This is a genomic window from Candidatus Eisenbacteria bacterium (assembly GCA_018831195.1).
GTDB lineage: Bacteria > Eisenbacteria > RBG-16-71-46 > CAIMUX01 > JAHJDP01 > JAHJDP01.
Window position 1 is genome coordinate 1 of record JAHJDP010000078.1, and the last position, 16,796, is coordinate 16,796.

Consider the following 16,796-nt stretch of genomic DNA (forward strand, 5'->3'; position numbering starts at 1 on the left):
CCAAAGACCGGTATAGTATTTATATCGGGAACCCTCCTCTGTAATGATGTCCCTCTCACCGCTGTCGGTGTGGAGCCCCCTGAGTGCCAGGTGACTCCGACCTCCCTTGATTTCGGCGAGGTCTATATCGGCGAACACTCCGATCAAAACTTCACGATCACCAATACCGGTGGAAACACCTTGACCGGCACGGTGAGCGAGTCGTGTGATCACTACAGCATCATCGCAGGTGGCGGTCCCTACAGCCTCGGCGCGGATGATTCGGTCGAGGTGACAGTGCGGTATGAGCCGACGTCGCTCGGCATTCACAATTGTACGATAGAGACAGGCGCTGTTTGCGAAGCTGTCTATTGCGCCGGCGAGGGAGAGTATAACTCATCCGTCGCGATTCAGGAGTCTTGGTCCGCCTGGCAGAAGGATCATGTTGAGATCCACTGGATTCTTGAGTTGCTCGATGTGAAATCCGAGATCTCTTTCGAGGTTTCCAGATCAAAATTCGGCGGCGGCGAGAATCATGAATTTGAGGCCCCATTGATTGAGCATAACGGGGATCGGTATACATTCATCGATACATCCACGGAATCTGATGTGGAATACATCTACTCTATCTCGGTGATTGCTTCCGGACGAGTAGCCGCTGAACTCAGTGTAGGGATAACAACGCCGGTTGCCAGCATCCAGCTTTACCAAAACCGTCCAAACCCGATCAGAGGTAGTACAATGATCGAGTTCGCATTGCCGGCGGAAGGGCTTGTTCGGCTGGAGGTTTATGATATATCCGGTAAAAAGATACGGTCGCTCATCAATCGAGTGGAGAATGCCGGACGCTATACGTCCGTCTGGGATGGCAGGGACAGTAGTGGTGAGCCGGTGGCAAGCGGCATCTACTTCTATCGTCTGAGAATGGACGGGAAAAGTAAAACGAGGACTTGCGCCTTGTTGCGATGATCATATGATCCCAGGTTGTTTCCCGCGCCGGCGTTGCCAGGCGAAGAGGATCTGGAGGGATATCTACAGCTGTCAGGATCGGTGCCCCTGCTTGCCTTGAGGACACATGCCCTTATTTCAAATAGATAACCTTTCCCGTTTTGACTTGGTCGGGAGTATCAAGAACATAGAAATAGATACCCGGCGCGATGACGCCTCCCAAATCATCACGGCCATCCCAGGTGACCTCATGCCGCTTCGCCTCCCGCCTTCCATCAATCAAAGTGCGAACACGCCGCCCTGAAACATCGAAGACGCGCAGTACAACCCGTCCGGGCTTCAACAAAGTAAAGGCTATATGCATAGACAGGTTAAACGGATTAGGGTAATTATACATCCCCGTTCCGATGTGGGATAAAATAAACGGATCCTCTTCAATATCCCCGACCGGATCGCAGGTATGACCTTCATGCTGAATCAAAATAGCATAATCCGCAGCGCTGACAGTGCCACTGCCATCAAAATCAGCTCTGCAGGCGACACCGCCAAAATCGGTCATAAAAATGCCAACGTCGGCGCTGTCAACAAGACAATCTCCGGTTAAATCCGGTGAGATCCATTCGCTTGTGTCGACCTCCGCTCCACTCGCTGCGGTCCAGGGAATCGTCACGCCGAGACACTCAACAGTTGTTTGAACAACGCAGCAGTCCACGCTTGGTGAAACATCGAGGCCGGCTCTGATATGATACTCTGCGGTTCCGCTGCTATCGGTAACCGCATCCTCAATATCGCATATACACATTTCACAATCGGCATTAAATATCGCCGACACCCCAACGCCGCTCATGGGGGCATTATATTGATCCCTGACATTCACAGACAGCCAGCTGCCGTCCCCTTCGGGACACACCAACGCCCTGGGCTCGAAAATTAGTAGATCTCGCCACTCCGCCGAAGAATGTCTCGGATCCACAATTGGATCATACCCTGCTCCAAGGCCCGAACAGATAACCTCACCGCAGGAATAGTGTCCTGTTTCTATGACGCATTCATGCTCTCCATAGGAGGCCGGTTCATAACGCACTGTTACAATCCAAGACTCCCCTGGCGGTATGCTATAAGCGCCCTCGCCATCGAATATCTCGAAGTGTTCGCAGGAAGCGCTTACATATCCGGCCAAGAGTCCTTCGCCGGTGTTATTAATGGAGAATTCCGCATCTTGATAATCCCCGACATCCACACAGCCGAATTCCAGGGAGGTCGGTGAAACTTGGCAAAGCGGTCGGCCAAAGGCGTATAGCCCGTCATTACGAGCACCGACATAAACCCGGTCGGCGGCAACAGCGGGGGATGAGTATACGGAGCCACCTGTTGAATAGCGCCAAATAAGGTCTCCTGAGTCCTCATCGAGGCAATAGACGGTGCCGGCATTACACCCTAAATAGACCTTGCCGTCGGCAATGGCGGCGGAGGAGAAGACGGCAAAGTCGGCGAGATATGACCAAATGACGGATCCATTGAAGGCATCGAGACAATATATATAATCATTTCTTGAACCAATAAAAACCCTTCCATTGGCGACTGCGGGACAAGCCCCCACCCAGTCGCCGGTATGATAGCTCCAGATCACCTCTCCAGGTTCAATAACTCCATTGCTATTGGGATCTTCCTGGGGCAAGCAGTAGATATGGCCGTCAAAGGCTCCGATATAAACATAGCCATAGGCCACTGATGGAGAGCCCTCTACATATTCCATCTCTGTTGTATAACTCCAAATAAATTCTCCCGTCAACTCGTTTAGACAATAAACCTTGCCATCCTGCGATCCGAAGTAGACTTTACCATCCGCCACGGCCGGTGACGACCAAACGTATCCGTCTGTCAGGTAGCTCCATAAATAATCACCTGATAGGGCATCGAGACAATACATATTGTGATCGACCGATCCCACAAAGACCCTGCCGTTATGAACCGCCGGCGAAGAACCAACTGAGGTACCGGTCGCATAGGACCAAACCACTTCACCGGGGTCGATGACACCATCTCCATTGGGATCAAATTGGGGCAAGCAGTAGATACTGTGGTTATTTGATCCGATATAGACTTTGCCATCGACGATGGCGGGAGTGGAGTTCACATCATCGCCTGTCGTAAAGGTCCAGAATAAGTTGCCGGAAAAGGCATCGAAACAAAGGACGTCACCATCGTTTGTTCCCACAAAAACCATACCATCCTTGACGGCCGGTCCCGCATCGATGCCTTCCGCTGTGGTATGTCTCCAGGCAATCTCATTTGTGTCAGGCGCCGACGAGGATGTGTATCCTGTATGGCTCAAATCGTGATGGGCCATCGGCCACCAATCCTCGCCCGGTGATTCAACCTGGATCACATTTCCATTGATGATGAGGCCGCCATGGTCGACAAATTGCGTACGCCAGTACAAATGAAGATTGTTCAAATCCAGAACGGATCCGGCGCCTAATTCCAGTCTTTCCACATACAGTGCCTCATCATAACCTTCCGGTCCAACCTGATTGCCATTATCAAAATAGTCCACAAGCTGGACGATGCCCGCATCCGCATCTCCGATAGTCAGCTTTCCAAGTGCAAAGTTGTTTATATATCCCTCTGAAATCGGCCCATAATCCACACATCCGACTTCCACCTCATCGGTAGTGCCGTCGCCGCCCTCGAAAATCAACCCCAGGTTCACCAAACCCGCCAACGCAATCTCATCAGTGCTTAGATTTTCAAAATTCGATCCGGTCATGTGGATTGATGCCCCGGGAACAGCAGCCAGGGTGCTATTCGGTCCAAGACTCAGCAGGCTCGATATTTCGATTTCCGCAGCGGCCCCTGAAATCTGCAAAATACCATCGCCATCGACACCTACAAAAAACGAGTCAGCCCCCAAAAAACCATTGGATATCTCGTAGGTTCCACTTGAATTGGTATTGAAACCCAGAAGTAGCTTGCCGGCGATTATACTGATTCCGCCTGTTTGCGTAAAGACGCCCGTCCCATCGAAGGCAACGGCGAAATCTTCCTGGCAAATGAAGTTCGAGTTGTCGCCAATCAAGGTTATGGTACCGGAGGAACCGCTTGATTCTCCAATACCGCTAGTCCACTCGGCGGAGACTTCGCCCCCGTCCGCAATGGTGAGTGAACCGAAACTAGCGCCTGCCACGATCAAATATTCGGTATTGTTTAGGGATGAACCGTCACCGGTAACGGTTACAGCTCCATCGCCGCCGGGGACACCACCGACCTGCGTATAAGAGGTTGAGACTGTGGCCCCAGCTTCAATGTATAATTCTCCGATGCCAAGTTCGGCAACCCAAAGGCCGGCATTGAGCCAATTTGAATCCCCGCCGGTGACGGTCACAATTCCATGCCCGGTTGCTCCGGTCCCAATCGATGCGCTGCCCCCGGAAACCTGACCGCTGTCTTGTATATCCAGACTCCCCTGACCATTTTCCCCGATCCGCATTTCCAAACCCCAGGGCCTGGACCAGATCGAGCCCGGTCCGCTGACAACAACGCTCCCCTCACCATTTTCTCTGTATCCGATAAAGACACCCGTAATCGCTTCGGATTCAGAGAGAGCCGCACCATTCTCAATGGACAAGAGACCTGTTCCGCTGTCGCCGATATATAGATATTCTTCGACTATCAGGCTGCCGCCGTTCATCTCGACCGTTCCGCTTTCCCCGATACCAGCGCCGAGAGTTAAGTCACGTGTTGAACCAACCTGTGAGCCTATAAGGGCTGTTCCACCGTTATTGATAAAGGCTTCGTCGCCGGAGGATGGAATGCCATCGGTCCAATTGCTGTGATTATACCAATCTCCCGTAGCAGCCTGCCAATATGTGGAAACACCCTGTGCCGCCGTGGCGGAAAACAGCAATAACAATGCAACGCCAAACAAGATCATAGTCATTTTATATTGTACAAAAGAGTTCCTTTTCATGGCTGATCCTCCAGGCTCTCGGAAGCTATGCGAGCTCGCCCCTGTTGCTTCCAAATATGTCATCCGACCCAAGATCCATGACTCCCCTCCGGCCTGGCCCCACCATGGAACCGGCTCTATGATATCAGATCGGATGGTGGAGAGACAGGAGGGAATGACATCAACCACACTGGGCAGGGCCATGGCCAGTGATCCCCCAATCCCCCGGCCTGCCGGCTGCTTTGCGGGCGGACCTCGCCCCTGCAACCCGACTGGAGATCCCGGTCAGGACGGAATCCGGCGAGACGCCGGGAAGAGAGATAGTGATGTTGATCGTGGGTGTCTTCTGCGGCGGCGGCCGAATCCAGGGATCCGGAACAACGGCGGCGGGATTGTTGTTGGGGGCGAGCTTCCGGAAGTTGGAGTATTTATCTTATCAGCCTGCCTTTTCCGCAAGTAGACTTTCTATAAATTCGATGATCTTGCCGGCAATAATAGGCTTAGTAAATATCCCCGCGACTTTCTCGTCCAGACTCCCGGCAAGCACATCGGGCACACCCCTTGTGACAATGATAATCGGAAGATCTTCTTTCAATTCGGCACGGAGTGCTCTAACTAATTCTGCGCCCTCGATCTCGGGATCATCGGTTAAAAATGCCGGCATTTGAAGATCGAGAATGGCCGCCTGCGGTTTAACTTCCGCGCATAACTTTAGCGCTTCCTGGGATCCACTGGCCGTTATGACATTAAAATGAGACTGAAGGAGGATCGAAAGATCGCTTGCAAAGTCACAGTCATCATCGACGACTAATATCATAGGCCTTATGGATTTGATCTGTTTCATATTCGGGCCAGCCCATTTGCCTGGGATTCGGTTGGGAACCACGCATCTACCAACCAACAGTCAATGCTTTAGCGGCCGGGCCTGAAAAACACATTGTAGGCGAATGCCGCCAGTTTCACTCGACCAGGTGTCAACACGCCGGGTCGAAAGGGCAAGATATTTTGTACTACTTGCTTGGGAACAAGGGAGATTGTTTCTTGGTGTTTGGAGATGTAATCGCGCACTGTTGTGTCCAGCATTGGAACCAACCGATTCATAGTCGAGGGATACTGACTGTCCTTTATTCCATGATGCATGACCAGCGCATAGAAGCACGCGCTGTGAAAGGCAAGATATGTCGGCGGCTCCTTTACATTATAAATATCCATAACTAGATCTTGAAATGGTCCGACATCGTGGAAGGTCTCCCGATTGATCAACTCCCGTTTTTCGGGGAAGTAAAAGACATCCATGCAGCTCCCACAGACAGTGTGTCCGCAGATTGGACAGGCAATTTTGCCCTTAATATCGAGGTCGAATTTCTTCCACTTCGCTTCCTTGGATCCGCAGAGACACCGATTGGTATTTTCATTCGATTCGGGAGCATCTCCGAGCAAGAGAACGCCGGCAATTCGTCCCGCTCTTTTCCCGATCCTGAGAAGGCCGAAATTCCCAAATGCAAATGCGGCAACCAAAAGAACCATCAAAATCGCCACAACGATGAAGACGCTTCCGAGTATACGATGCAAGGGCACCAACAGTAGGATCAATGCCAGCGCTATTCCAGCCAGACCATTTGGAAGATCGCCGCCGTATTTTTCAAGACGCCGCACGGTCGATTTCGACTTGCTACCGGGCTTTGCCTGTGCGGGAGAAACCTTGGGCTTCGGCAAAGTGAGCAAGCAGATGAGAGAGACGATACCTATGACCGGCAGTATACTGAGTTTTATCCATCTATCACGCAGACGGTTTTTCTTTGGGGCGATTATAAATGTGGCTATGGCCACAAGGGGAATAATCCCGATTGCCAGCATCAGCACGAATTCCGAGTCCATTTCATCATTCCTTTCCTAATGCCGCCCTTTCCGAATGAATTCAAACGATGAGTTAAATTGCAGGAATAGTGCCACTACTCCGGGCCGATTCAAAACCGAATGATGGGGAAGGTTTATCGATCGGATGACAAAGAGCCGCAGTGACTTTGAAGAGTTCTGAAGGAGTCATGACGCTTCAATAGACTGACGGCTTCGTTACCCCGGCACCTGAAATTGTCAACGGCAGGTTGACGCGCCGGTGTCCGGGGATTGGCCCAGATCCAGGGCAATATAAGAAGCCGGCAGGATGGCGGAATCAGCTCCATGGTCCATTTGTTATCTGAAAGACTCAGGATCAATCCCTGTTCTTTCAAAGGCTTTATAGATGGCCTGACGGGAAACGCCCATTGATTTGGAAGCCTTTGACACCGAACCGTTGTGTAGCCGAAGGACAAGTGTCAGGTAACTGCGCTCAAATCGGTTGAGAGCCAGCTCCCGAGCTTCTTCCCAGCCCATTGTGACGTAGCCTGCGCCTTCGCCGATTGAACCCAAGAGTCCGGGTCCGATTTCACCGGACCGGCAGAAAACAATGGCCCGTTCCATCACGTTTTCCAGCTCGCGGATATTGCCGGGCCATGAATAGCCCGTGAGGATCGATTCAGCGGCCTTGCTCAGCGCCGGAATCCTTTTCCCCTGTTCCATCGCCTTGAGTCGTATGAAATGCCGGGCCAGAATAATGATATCCTCGGGGTGTTCTCTGAGGGGTGGGATTGTAAGTCGGATGACATTTATTCTAAAGAAGAGATCCTCCCGGAGTGATCCATCCTGCACCGCGGCATCTGCGTTTCTGTTCGTGGCGCAGATGATGCGGCTATTGGTTGCGACCACCCGCTCCGAACCCAGCCGGTTAAATTCGCCTGATTGCAGGACGCGCAGAAGTTTTGGTTGAAGATGAATCGGCATTTCCGTGATTTCATCCAAAAAAAGCGTTCCATCTTGGGCAAGCTCGAAACAACCTCTGCGCGCTGCCGTCGCGCCGGTAAATGATCCCTTCTCATGCCCGAATAGTTCGCTCTCGACCAGTCCCTCGGGAACGGCCGCGCAATTAATTTCTATAAAGGGCCCACCGCTTCTTTTGCTCTTCGTATGAATCAGGCGGGCAAGAACGCCTTTGCCGGTCCCGGAATCTCCTGTGATGAATACTGTGCTATTTGTAGGCGCCACCGTCTCAACATCTGCGCGGATTTGATGAATAACCTCGCTTTGGCCCACAAAATCCCCACAATTCTTATCCGCCATCCGCTGCAGGGCTTCGTTTCTTCTTTCAGCCGTCGCTTTCTCGAGTGCTGCCTTAAGCCGGTGTGATAGGAGTTCTATTGAGGAGCCTTTGCTGAAGAAGTCCGTTGCCCCCAGGCGTCCCGCATTCAGGATCGTCTCCGGCTGATCATGCCGAGTGACAATTATGGCGGGAACATAAGGGTCCACTGACCGAATCGATTGCAAAACTTCAAGGCCATCCATATCGCTTTTTAAGTCATAGTCCAACAGATAGGCATCGAATCCCTGCCTGTCGACACGCGCCAGGGCCTCCTTCCCATCATGAGCAGACTCGATATGGAAATGCTTGCCCAAGAGCAAACCCAGCGCCGACGCAAACTCCTTGTCATCATCGACAATGAGAATTCTGGGCTTCGCCTCATTTGCAGATTTGCGCGTCATGATAATCCCCGTACTGCCAGCTGATGTGGGCGCTCTGAACCGCCCCCCAAAATAGCAGCCTGCGCCCTGATGTGAAGACATTCTCAGCAGGATTTTCCCCAAATAGTGGCAAAGGGTCAACCACATTACAGGTCGAATAATTTAGAGTCTTATTCAAAGTTATGGGTTTGACTCTGGGTCAAGATGCGGGTATCCTGTTCCTGCTATAGCATCCAGGCTTTAAAACGGCGGCGGATCCTGAAACCGGGAATATGCTTAGACCTTCAATATGAGTCGGCAATCATGACATTTTAAATATTCCAGCTTGTTTCATTCTCAGAGAAAGGGAGGAGAACCACCTTGTGTCCTGGTTTATTTATATAATTGGCTGCCTTCTCGCTCTATCTGTATCTGCCGGATCCAATCAAGAATCGGACTTTGAATCTCCAATCGTACTCGACACACTGAAAATAGATGGTGCGTCCAATACTCCGTTTGTCTTTGAGGAAAGCTTTCAGTTTGGCAACGACAATGCCAAAATTCATGATTGGTCTATTGGAGACTATGATGGGGACAGTTGGGATGAGCTTGTCACGGCCAGTGCTGAGTGGCCGGATGATAAAACGGTTTCCATAATCTGGCATGATTTTCCCAACGGCAATGCTTTCACTGTTGCGCAAAGGAACTTTACAGATTTCTCGAAGTTGATCAGATCTTACCAGGATGATTTAAATGGCGATGGCGCCGTTGACGTGTCCATTTCCTGCAAGAAAGGTTCAGAAGCCTGGGGCCTGATCTTCAGCGTCAGAGACCATCTCATCGCCCGGACCGCCTCAGTCCGGGGACCTGATCTCAATGCGAGCGGCCAGTGGGACGGCGTGGCTGAACCCTGCCGGGCCGTGGATTTGGATAGGGATGGTGACGCCGAACTCTTGGTCCGCGTTTTTAGTGGTTTCGATAAAAAACCCCGTGGGCTGATCGCCTATGACGTCACCGGCCAAGATACCCTATGGATGTTTCGGGCGGGGCCGCCGATAGGTTCTGGCCATGTATTTCCAATCTGGGATTCAGAATCTGAAAAATTGCTTCTTCTAATCGGAGCTTATTCCGTCAGTAATGGATCGACTGAAGGAGGCATTGATGACGGTGATAGTTATTTGTTTCTTGTCGATGCCAATGGGAGACTGCTAAAAAGGAAAAGACTTGCCGGATCTTGTACAAATCCACAGATGGTAATGGACGATATAGATCAAGATGGAATTCCAGAGGTCATTGTCACCCTGAGCGGTAATATGCAGTATGCGAACGCGAATAGGAATATTTGGATCTTCAATCCGCTGACTTTGGAAATAAAAAAATCAATCAGAACCGGGGCCTATCTTGAAGGGGCGCCAATCGTCATTGACCTCGATGGAGACGGCTGGAAGGAGATTGTAACGCGGACCAGCTCGGAAGTCCTCATTTTTAATCGAGATCTGAGTTTAAAAATCCAAATTCCCGGTGCAGAAGACCTGAATGTGACTCAAATTGACGATATTACCGGTGATGGCAAGCCCGATCTTCTGGGAACAGCCCAAAGAGGGAAGGTTTTGGTTCTCTTTTCGCCAAATGGAAGCATATTGGCCCAAAAACAATTCAGGGCCGATAGGATCAGTCAACCCGCGATTCTTCATTGGGGCCCGCGCCGCCAACAGGTGGTTGTAAGCACTGGTCACCAACTGCTGGGATTCACTCTTCGACGTTCAGATTCAGCTTCTTCTGGAGCGGCCTCCCGGGGCGCCGCCAGCCGTGAATGGCCGGCTGCAGTTCTTTTTGTCGTCGCCGGTCTTTTCATCGGAATTCTCCTGTCTGCGATTGCTGTATCTCGGATTTATAAAACAGGAATTTCTTCAATTCTATTCAAAGGGAGGGGAGATGGTTCAAAAAAGGAACGTTCTCAGGCTGAATATCGTATTGCTCTGACGCAAATTACGGCGTTTGGCCATGGAGAACCGGGCGCTGTTCTGGCTCGCGCGGCCACTTTGCTTCAAGCCGCCAATGATGATTTATTGTCTGATGCAGAGTGGCGTCGGGCTGTTTCAGAAACAGTATCGACCATGAGGAAGACATTACCACAGGCAGTCAATGAAATCATTGAATTTGGTAAGGTCTTAAAAGACCTGGGATTCACGCCAAAAGACATTTTATCCGAATTCCATAGTATCCAAAAGGATCTCGATCACCTCACGGAATCCCTGAATTCAAAAAAAATCGTCTCCATTGACGCATTTAGATCGGCCGGTCTGAGAATCAAGCGTTTTGATGATTATTTTCGAGATCTCAGAATGGCCTTCCGCATTTCTTTCACATGTGACGTGCTTGATGCTGTCAATGCGACCTTCTCAATGAAACGTCAATTTCTCCGAGAACACAATATTTTGAATTATGGTGTCAAAGTTTCAGGTGAAGGCAATTTCCTCGCCCATATTGATCCCCATCGGTTGCAGTATGAGATTTTGGACGATCTAATAACCAATGCGGCGCTCGCCATGTCGGATTCTCAGAATCGAAGACTTACAATAGATATCCGACAAGAGATGAAAACGATTGAAATCCGGGTCATCGACACAGGCAAAGGCATTGAGCCTGCTATTCGCAAAACACTTTTCGATCGTGGTGTGACGACTAAAAAAGAAGGTGGATTGGGGCTCTATCAGGCCCGTATGGCGGTAAAAGATTTTGGCGGAAGAATATTTGTCGAGGTATCGGAGCCACGAATTGGTACAACGATGACCATTATCGTTCCGTCAGCTTCGGAAATCTAGCAAATGGGGATGTGTTTCCATATTAAGGCTTTATCAGGCCGAAGAAGAGGCGAGGATGGCTGATTTGAAAAGGCGTATAATTAAATGCGATCGCCCCCAGTTCTCCGAGAGCGATCGCATTAGCGGGCTGTTCCCTGTCATCGTGCAATAGATAGTTTTCGCACCAATACCTGTGATTCAGTCGTCGACTGACAGAAATAGACACCTGGGGCGACGGGACGGCCGTTAGTGGAGCAGCCGTTCCACTCGATCTCATGCCGGCCGGCCGATAATGTCTCGTCCAGAAGGGTGGCCACTGAGCGACCGGAAGCGTCAAACACTTGTATTTTCACAGGTCCGGCTTCGGGTAGATCGAGGGCGATGTGGGTACGAGCCAGGGCAGGATTGGGGAACATCGAGAATTCGACTCCAGGGATTACCGGATTTCCGTTCGCGATGGAGCTCACAGCCCCGGTTGATGCGACGAAGACGTGCCAGGTCGAATCGTGATTATCACCCCATCCCTGATCATTGATGCAGAGGTGCAGACGCCCCTCGCAATCCGGGAAGTTCTTGTACATAAGATCACCAATGGGAAAGGGATCGCAATCGGCAATGCGGCCAACGAGAGACATCCCGGTAAGATCCGGCGCTGGATAGCTGCCGCTTCCAGCGCCCCAACCTTGCCCGGACGGTCCTGTGTGATTACCGGTATAGAAATCTGAGGAGGTAAAAAAACGACCGGAGGCCGTGAAGCAAACTTCTTCATTCATTCCAATATCGAATCCGGTATCGACCCAGCCGTTGTTGTCTTCCACGCGCGTCCAACCGTACCACTCCACACCCGGCAACACGACCACGTCCCAGACGCCGTGATTGTCCGACACAAAATTGTCATTGGGCCCGAGATAGAGCGGCCCCGAAGCGCCGGCCGTCAGCATCTTGAAGTCACTGACAACAAAGATGTCGCCTTCGCCGATCCGCCCCAAAAGCGCATAACAACTCCCCCCTGGAAGCGGGTAATCCGCCCCAGCGTCGCCCGCGGCCGAACCGGCGGGAGAGTAGCAATTGTTTGAATGTGACAGTGGGTCCGTGTGAATCCGTCCATGACCCAGAAGAAGAACAACATCGCCCTCCATCAATGTGATACCTGTGTCCGTCCAGTCGATCGACCCCGGAACCTCAACCATTGTGGCCAGAGATGCAACAGCCGGTGTCGCGACAAAAGTAAGTGTTAGGATCAGGATGGGAATCAGATGTCTCATGGTCTACCTCCGTCAGTGTGTTTGCGGGATCCATGGAGCCGTGCGGGGAGATCGAATTTTACAGATTTCACCACCGCGCATCTCGCACAGATGCCATCGCGCTTCCAATTAGATAGGATTCCAGTACTAAGCTGCGGACGGCGTCGCGGGGGTGCCCCAGGTGATAGGCGTCTCAGCTGCAATCCCCTTTGACCGACTCTGATCAATGTGGTTTCCAAAATGGTTCCGCAGCTCCCAGTCTTGATGCTATGCGAAGTGCGTGCCAGCCAACCGGTATAGGCAGAGGTGTCCCGCCGACGCCCGCCTCCCGTCCCAAAACCCCTGTTTCAAGGCCAAAATTCATCATCCGCCGGAGGCGACCCCCACGCCCGGGCATTATGATCTCGTCCCGGCGGCGTGAGAATTCCGCCATGATGTCAACCGCAGGTTGTCGACTGCAGCCGCTTGTCCGTTCTGCAAGCTCAACGCAACCTTCCTGAACCTGACGGGCGCCACTGCGCGCCATTTCTCATAAGGGCGGACCTCGCCCCTGCAACCCGGCCGGAGATCCCGGTTGGGACTGTTTTCGAACAATTCCTGCGCTTCTCCTTATCGCGCAAGTATCCCAACTCAAACCTCAAGTGATGTCATCGAAATTTTTGACACTGGTTAATTCCCGGATATCTTCGCGGATCAACTGGGGCGGTCTGTGCGTGACCAACGGCGACAGCTCGTTTCTTTCTCCGTCAGACAGCATCGAGGATTCCGGAGATCTTATCGGTGACCTGAATCAAGCTTTGAAATCGCTCACATGAGCTGGTGTACAAGATGCAAGACCTGTAACCGGCACCTTTCACTTCTGATCGCGTTTCTCTTGCTTCCTCATCCAACAGATGGTATTATATATCCGCTTGGACGAACGTGATTCCCCGCCGGTCTCAGGATAACCTGCTGTTCAAACCTAAATTCAAAAGGAGGTGAGACCATGAAATTCAGAGCATTTATTTTTGTGCTGTTCTCCTTCTTATTTTCCTCGGCGCATGCGGATGTCCTCACGGTCCCGATTCCCTATCCGACAATTCAAAGTGCAGTCGTCGCCGCCGCCGCCGGAGATACGGTTCTTGTCGATTCGGGGACTTACCAGGAGAATGTCGTTTTTCAGGGTCGGGAGATCGCCCTGCTTTCCCTCCATGACGCGGCATCAACAACCATCAACGGGGGAACGGCGGGACCGGCGATTCTCGTCTCGGCCGGTGAGGGGCGCGGTCTCGTGATCATGGGTTTCACTATAACCGGTGGTGAGTCCTGGTCTCCCATCAGCAACCGGGGAATCGAGATTATCGGATCCTCTCCAACGATCCTGAACAACATCATCGAGCAGAATTACTCGGGGCACATAGCAACTCCCTATGGAGGCGGAATCTGTGCTATCGAAGGATCTTCGCCATGGATTGAAGGAAACGTCATACGCTCCAACCGATCACAGAGCGACACACATAACGCATGGGGCGGAGGGATCTATTTGCGCTCCGATATCGGGCTCCCTTTTCCCGCCGGAATCAAGGGGAATCAGATCGAATCCAACGAAAGCAGCGGCGTCAGCGGAGCGGGCGGCGGTATCTATGTCTCGGTCGCGGACGCGTCAGATTGTCTCATCAATGAGAATGATATTTCCTTCAATTCGACCGGGAGTTTTGTTGAAGCCGCCGAGGGCGGAGGCTTATGGGCGAATTGTCTCGTCGAGGACAACATTATCTATCAAAATACGGCCGACGGCATAAGCACTTCCGGCGGCGGTCTGACCCTCTTGGCTCCAGGGACGGCATCCAACAATACAATTCAGGGAAATCGCTGTCATGCCGATGACTCGATATTCGACACTCACAGCTATGGCGGCGGCGTCTGGAGCGATGGGAAGCTCGTCCTGAACCTGATTGTGGAGAACATAGCCGAACATTTCATTTGGGAATCGGGTTGGGAACGGGATGTTTCATGTCTTGGAGGCGGAGTCTACTTTCAGGGTGACACCCTCAGATCCAACACCATTGCCGGCAATTCGTTGAGTGGCGAGTACGACGTTTATGGAGCGGGTGTCTTTTATCCAAGCGGCACTCCGGCCATAATCCAATGCCTCGTTTGTAATAACACCTTCGAAAGCTCCAACGGCCTCGGCGGGGGGATCGCGACGATGTGGGGATCCGCCCCCGTGGTGAGCTGCAACGATGTGTGGAACAACGATCAAAGTAACTACAGCGGCTTCTCCGACCCCACCGGCACGGACGGCAATATCTCGGTGAATCCCGTTTTCTGTGGGCATGATCCTCAGGATTATACAATCGCTGAGATATCCCCCTGCGCTCCCGGAAATCACCCTGACGGCGACGATTGCGGCTACATCGGCGCCCGCGGCATCGGATGCTCCGGCGCTTCTGTTCCCGGCGTTGAGATTCATCCACAACTGAATTTCACCGTTTTCCCAAATCCCACGCAGGATGGGTCACGGTTGGGTTTCAGTCTCTCCAAATCCGTTCCCGTCCGTCTAACGATCCATGACGTCTCCGGCCGGGTGGTACGCCGTTTAATGGGGGGCTTGCAGGACGCCGGATATCGGGAGGCGGTCTGGGATGGCAAGTCCGACAAGGGGGAGCCGTTGCCGCCGGGCGTTTACCTCGCGCGAATTGTCATACCGGGGATGATTCAATCGGAGAAGGTGATCCTGGCCAGATGACCGGCCTTAGTGACATCCGCAAAGAGAAACATTCATACCGAGCTTGTCCGCCAGGGCGGCCTTCGTGTAGAGGCATAGTTCGGCCGCTTCGGCATTCTCGGCATAGGCCACCTGAATATGATTGGCCTTATGGCGGGCCATCATTTGATCGCGCGTGACGCCATAGAGAACCGCATTCATGACGGGCCATTGATAGGTTGTCTCGCGCAGGCGCCTTTCCGTCTCTTCCTCCGGAAGCTCGACGACCTTCGCCCGGCCCAAATCCATATGCAGTTGACCGTTCTCGATGAAGATGCGGCTCCAGACAATCTCCCCCGGTCTCGCCACCCCTTTGCAAGTCGAGCCGCCGAGGCGGAAATACATCGGCGGCTGGCGCTCCCCCACCGTCCCGGCGTAGCCGCCGATATGGTGCGCCGGCGGCGCCGCGCCGCTGATTTCGAAGACCCAGACATAGTCATCCGTCGACCCGCTCCGGTCGGCATCCCCCCAGCGGATATCATGCAATGTCGTCTCGGGAGGCTGTCCGAGGGCCCGGTGAACGCGGTTTGTCAGTATGCCGTCGATGCCGGCGCATTCGTCGACTTCGTTGAAGTGCACGAACGGCAGCCCGCCGCGAATAACCTCGCCGGCGGCATTTTTCACCGGCGGCCGGTCTGAATTATTGAGCAGCCCCTCCGCGAGATCCGAGGCGGGGCATAAATCCGTCAATCCCAATTGGTATTGAATGCCGATCGCCTCGCACCCGTATCGATCCCCGATCCTAAGGGCGGCGATATACATTTTGCATTGTTCCAGTATCTGGGCTTCGGTGAGCTCGGTGGCTTCGTCGCTGCCGAGCTTGAAGGTAAACCCCTTGCCGACGAGCCAGCGGTAAACGTCGCGGGCTTCGCTTTCCGGCGTCTGCCGCATCGCCGCATAGAGGGCGCTCTGCGACAGGCGTTCCTTGACAAAGCCGGATGGAAACAGCAGCTCGTCCGGAATGATCGCATTGTACATCCCCATACAGCCTTCATCGAAGATGCCGAGGATTGACTTGTTCCTGCGGATATCTTCGGCGATCGAATCCGCGACGGCGGCGGCCCTGTCCGGCAGCGGTAGATTCCGCAGAGGAATGACATGGCTCGTGTCATGGTCGATGGCTCCGCTCTCCAGCCATTGCTTTAACTTTTTCCTGAAATCGGCAGCGGTGAAATCCTCACCCCAGAGCGTGGCATAGGTTATACCGGCTTTGGTCAGGCAGCCGTTGAGATTCAGCATCCCCACCAGGCCCGGCCAGGTTCCCGACCAATTGGCCAGCGTCAGAATCGGACCCTTGTGATCGATAAGTCCGGGCAGCACATGATAGCTGTACTGCCAGACACTCTCGGCGATGATGATCGGGCGCTGTTTATCAATTCCGGCAAAAACCTCGAGTCCTTCCCTCTGGCTCGCGATAAAGCCGTGTTGCTCTCTCTCCTTATAAGGATGCGCCCGCTCGAGGCGACAGCCGAGTTCCTCGACGGCTCCTTTTAGATCTTTCTCCATCCGCTCCTGCGCCGGCCAACAGGTTTGATTCGCCGCAAGGCGGGAATCGCCGCTGGCGACGAGCAGAATGCGCTCCGCCTGCTTTG

Annotated in this window: 10 protein-coding genes; 4 read left to right on the top strand and 6 right to left on the bottom strand. The window is 52.8% G+C overall.

Annotated elements, in window-relative coordinates:
• Positions 1–948, top strand: a 948-nt coding sequence (locus KJ970_13625; protein MBU2691954.1) for a choice-of-anchor D domain-containing protein, incomplete at its 5' end; no start/stop codon positions are given.
• 112 nt (positions 949–1,060) lie between these two features.
• Here KJ970_13625 and KJ970_13630 read toward each other — a convergent pair.
• Positions 1,061–4,897, bottom strand: coding sequence for a PQQ-binding-like beta-propeller repeat protein (locus tag KJ970_13630; GenBank protein MBU2691955.1), 3,837 nt, complete (start codon positions 4,895–4,897; stop codon positions 1,061–1,063).
• A gap of 154 nt (positions 4,898–5,051) precedes the next feature.
• Between KJ970_13630 and KJ970_13635 the strand changes: the two genes are divergently transcribed.
• A complete protein-coding gene (locus tag KJ970_13635; GenBank protein ID MBU2691956.1) occupies positions 5,052–5,336 on the top strand; it encodes a hypothetical protein in 285 nt (94 codons plus the stop codon).
• Here KJ970_13635 and KJ970_13640 read toward each other — a convergent pair.
• The 3 genes from KJ970_13640 to KJ970_13650 all read right to left on the bottom strand — a co-directional run bounded on the left by KJ970_13640 (position 5,313) and on the right by KJ970_13650 (position 8,452).
• Complete coding sequence (locus KJ970_13640; protein ID MBU2691957.1) at positions 5,313–5,720, bottom strand: response regulator; 408 nt, start codon at positions 5,718–5,720, stop codon at positions 5,313–5,315. The genes KJ970_13635 and KJ970_13640 overlap by 24 nt on opposite strands.
• A gap of 68 nt (positions 5,721–5,788) precedes the next feature.
• A complete protein-coding gene (locus KJ970_13645; GenBank protein MBU2691958.1) occupies positions 5,789–6,754 on the bottom strand; it encodes a hypothetical protein in 966 nt (321 codons plus the stop codon).
• Between the two features lie 315 nt (positions 6,755–7,069).
• Positions 7,070–8,452 (bottom strand): sigma-54 dependent transcriptional regulator, encoded by a 1,383-nt coding sequence (locus KJ970_13650; protein ID MBU2691959.1) that lies wholly within the window; start codon positions 8,450–8,452, stop codon positions 7,070–7,072.
• 341 nt (positions 8,453–8,793) lie between these two features.
• Between KJ970_13650 and KJ970_13655 the strand changes: the two genes are divergently transcribed.
• Positions 8,794–11,235 (top strand): hypothetical protein, encoded by a 2,442-nt coding sequence (locus KJ970_13655; GenBank protein ID MBU2691960.1) that lies wholly within the window; start codon positions 8,794–8,796, stop codon positions 11,233–11,235.
• Positions 11,236–11,372: 137 nt separating this feature from the next.
• Here the strand turns inward: KJ970_13655 and KJ970_13660 are convergent, their stop codons facing one another.
• The gene (locus KJ970_13660; protein ID MBU2691961.1) at positions 11,373–12,479 is read right to left on the bottom strand and encodes a T9SS type A sorting domain-containing protein; all 1,107 of its coding nucleotides are present in this window, start codon (positions 12,477–12,479) and stop codon (positions 11,373–11,375) included.
• A 964-nt stretch (positions 12,480–13,443) separates the two neighbouring features.
• Here KJ970_13660 and KJ970_13665 point away from each other — a divergent pair.
• Complete coding sequence (locus KJ970_13665) at positions 13,444–15,186, top strand: right-handed parallel beta-helix repeat-containing protein (GenBank protein ID MBU2691962.1); 1,743 nt, start codon at positions 13,444–13,446, stop codon at positions 15,184–15,186.
• A gap of 6 nt (positions 15,187–15,192) precedes the next feature.
• Here KJ970_13665 and KJ970_13670 read toward each other — a convergent pair whose 3' ends face one another.
• Positions 15,193–16,710: a fucose isomerase gene (locus KJ970_13670; GenBank protein ID MBU2691963.1), complete on the bottom strand. Its 1,518-nt coding sequence runs from the start codon at positions 16,708–16,710 to the stop codon at positions 15,193–15,195.
• Positions 16,711–16,796: the final 86 nt, after the last annotated feature.

Bases quoted from the DNA above. Each gene is read 5' to 3' on its own strand.
- KJ970_13650 (MBU2691959.1), bottom strand. From the start codon at position 8,452: ATGACGCGCAAATCTGCAAATGAGGCGAAGCCCAGAATTCTCATTGTC.
- KJ970_13665 (MBU2691962.1), top strand. From the start codon at position 13,444: ATGAAATTCAGAGCATTTATTTTTGTGCTGTTCTCCTTCTTATTTTCC.
- KJ970_13670 (MBU2691963.1), bottom strand. From the start codon at position 16,710: ATGGAGAAAGATCTAAAAGGAGCCGTCGAGGAACTCGGCTGTCGCCTC.
- KJ970_13630 (MBU2691955.1), bottom strand. From the start codon at position 4,897: ATGAAAAGGAACTCTTTTGTACAATATAAAATGACTATGATCTTGTTT.
- KJ970_13635 (MBU2691956.1), top strand. From the start codon at position 5,052: ATGACATCAACCACACTGGGCAGGGCCATGGCCAGTGATCCCCCAATC.
- KJ970_13645 (MBU2691958.1), bottom strand. From the start codon at position 6,754: ATGGACTCGGAATTCGTGCTGATGCTGGCAATCGGGATTATTCCCCTT.
- KJ970_13660 (MBU2691961.1), bottom strand. From the start codon at position 12,479: ATGAGACATCTGATTCCCATCCTGATCCTAACACTTACTTTTGTCGCG.
- KJ970_13640 (MBU2691957.1), bottom strand. From the start codon at position 5,720: ATGAAACAGATCAAATCCATAAGGCCTATGATATTAGTCGTCGATGAT.